At 72.8% G+C, this 2,555-nt stretch carries 2 protein-coding genes; both read right to left on the bottom strand.

Annotated elements, in window-relative coordinates; all coding sequences use genetic code 11:
• Positions 1-1,496: MOSC domain-containing protein (locus GTW43_RS27670; RefSeq protein ID WP_161304689.1), on the bottom strand; the 1,496-nt coding region annotated here is incomplete at its 3' end.
• 56 nt (positions 1,497-1,552) lie between these two features.
• Positions 1,553-2,428: a DUF427 domain-containing protein gene (locus tag GTW43_RS27665; protein WP_161304688.1), complete on the bottom strand. Its 876-nt coding sequence runs from the start codon at positions 2,426-2,428 to the stop codon at positions 1,553-1,555.
• Between the last annotated feature and the right edge of the window lie 127 nt (positions 2,429-2,555).

The following is a 2,555-nucleotide window of genomic DNA, read 5'->3' as shown; positions in this document are numbered from 1 at the left end:
CCGGTGCCGGTCGGGCCGGCGGGCCGGTGCGGCCGCCTCTCGGCACGTCCGACAAGCCCCGGGGTGACGGCGTCCCGTGCACCGAACAGCTCGGTGTGGACGGCGTCCGGCCCGACCCCCGCCTCGGTGAGCGCCGTGGTGACGTCCGCCATGAAGCGGGCCGGGCCGCACACGTAGGCGGTCGCCGACGCGGGGACGGCGAGCGCGGCCAGGCGCTCCTTCGTGAGGCGCCCCGCGGTGGCGTGCCCGCCGGTGCCGAGCCCGGCGGAGTCGACCGCGCTGTAGAAGACATGCTCGCGGGAGCGGCGAAGCCGCGCGAGGAGGGCGCTCGCCTCGGCGGCGAGCGGATGCTCCTGCGGGGTGCGCGCGCCGTGGATCCACCAGACCTCGCGCTCGCGCTGCGTCGTGGCGAGCTCGTGCAGCATGGCCAGGACGGGAGTCAGCCCGATGCCCGCCGAGACGAGCAGGACCGGCCCGGTGCCCGCGCGGAGCACGAAGTCGCCGCGTGGGGCAGCCGTCTCCAGAGACGCGCCCGCATGCGTCTTCGTCGTGAGATACGTGCTGACCGCCCCGTGGGGTTCATGTTTGACGCTGATCCGGTACGTGCCGCCGTCGGCCGTCGACGACAGCGAGTAGCTGCGGACGGGGGCGGGCGTTCCCGCCTCCGGCACGCGCACGGTCAGGTACTGACCCGCGCGGGCCGCCGGCAGCGGAGCGCCGTCCGGTGCGGCCAGCCGGAGCGAGGTGACGGTCGTGCTCTCGCGCTCCGCCGTCACCACCTGCAAGGGCCTGAAACCGGCCCAGGCCGGCGAGCCCTGTTCGCCCGGGGGAAGGGCGGCAGGATCCGAAGCACCGCCCGCGTCGAGAAGTTCACGGAACGACGCCTGCCAGCCCGGGCTCAGGGCGCGGAGGGTCACGGCGGTGCGCAGCCGGTCGGGATCCCGGTCGGGCAGGTAGAGCAGGGCGTCGGTGTCGGCCACGCTGAGCGCGCCCGGGCCGGACCGGGTCTTCACGATCTCGGCGCCGGCCTCGATCCGGCCCTCGCGCAGGACACGCAGGTAGAAGCCCGGGCGGTGGTGCCGGACGAGCAGGGACGGCAGTTCGGGTGCGCCGAGACGCAGACCCACGCGATAACAGGTGACGCGGGGCTGGCTCACCTCGAACTCGGTCTCACCGATGGCGTACCGGTCGCCGATGCACACGTCCTCGTCGGCGAGACCCTCGACGGTGAGGTTCTCCCCGAAGTCGCCGAACGCGAGATCGGTCCGCCCGAAGTAATGCGCCCAGTACGCGTAGGACGCCCGCTGATAGACGAGCACGGCCCGGTGCTCCCCGCCGTGCCCGGCCGTGTCGCCCTGCCCGTCACCGTCGATGTTGAGGCGCCGCACCGTCACCGGCCCCCGGACCGGGTACTTCCAGGCACCGGTGAAGACGGTCCGGCCCTGCCAGGGCACGTTCTTGGGCAGGCCGACATTGACCGAGAGCAGAGTCGGCATCGGATCCTCCTTCCGCGGCGGGTCACCCGCGGACGCGTCCACGTACGTACGGGGTGTCAGGCCGGTCGGTCACGGCCGGGGGCGGCCTCGTCGAGGTCGAGGTTGCGGTCGACTCCGTGGGGCACGACGCTCTGTCCGGGTTCCAGGCTCTGGCGGACCCCGTCGAGGAGGACCTCGATCTCGTCCGGTTCGAACGACACCATGCCGGAGATGCGCCGCACCCCCTCCCAGGCGTTCCCGTACGACCAGGCCGCACGCCGCGCACCACCGATGTCGTAGTAGTCGGCCAGCCCCTTGTAGGGGCAGAAGGTCCGCCCCTCGACGGCGGTCAGGGCCGATGCGTCGATGTCGGCGCGGGGGACGTACCAGCGCGGGGCGAACCCGGACTCGTACAGGACGAGGGGACGCGTGCTGTCGGCGACCACCCGGTCCCCGCTGCGGACGGTCAGGTGGCGGCTGGTCGCCCGGATGTCGATGCGGTGATAGGCGTCGGCCGCATGACCGACGATGCGTTCGTCCTCCTCGTAGAACGCGTCCATCGCCCGCCACGCGAAGGCCACGCGGTCATTCAGTTCCCGCGCGTGGAGTGGCAGTTCGCCATGACGCCAGGCGGCGCGCGGTGCGCGCCGTCCGCCGGCCCGGACCACGTACCAGGACGTCTCGCCGAGGTCACGGTGCCGGGTCGTGCGATCGATCGGTTCCAGGACATCGTCATCGATGTCACCGGTCGGGAAGTAGGCCACGGGGTAGCGGCCCGGCTCGTGGAGGAGCACGACGTCCTCGCTGTCGGCGATCCACGTGTCCGCGAAGCGGACGCGCATCCTGCGCCGCAGGGGCTCGGCGAACAGCATGCGCTCGGGCAGCGGGTCGGGAACGAGGAACCGGCCGACCGCTCCCGCGGCGAGCGGTCCTTGCTGCCAGGAAAGTCCCATCGTCCTGTTCCTCTCGGGTCGGGCACGGCGGGGCGCCGCGCGGTGTGCGGTGGGGTGGAGGTCAGTGGTGCGGTGGAGGTCAGACGAGTGGTTCTCCACCGTCGATGTGCAGCGTCACGCCGGTCAG

The sequence above is a fragment of the Streptomyces sp. SID5785 genome (assembly GCF_009870065.1).
Lineage (GTDB): Bacteria > Actinomycetota > Actinomycetes > Streptomycetales > Streptomycetaceae > Streptomyces.
The sequence above is the reverse complement of the archived record's forward strand: the minus strand, read 5'-3'. Positions and strand labels throughout refer to the sequence as shown.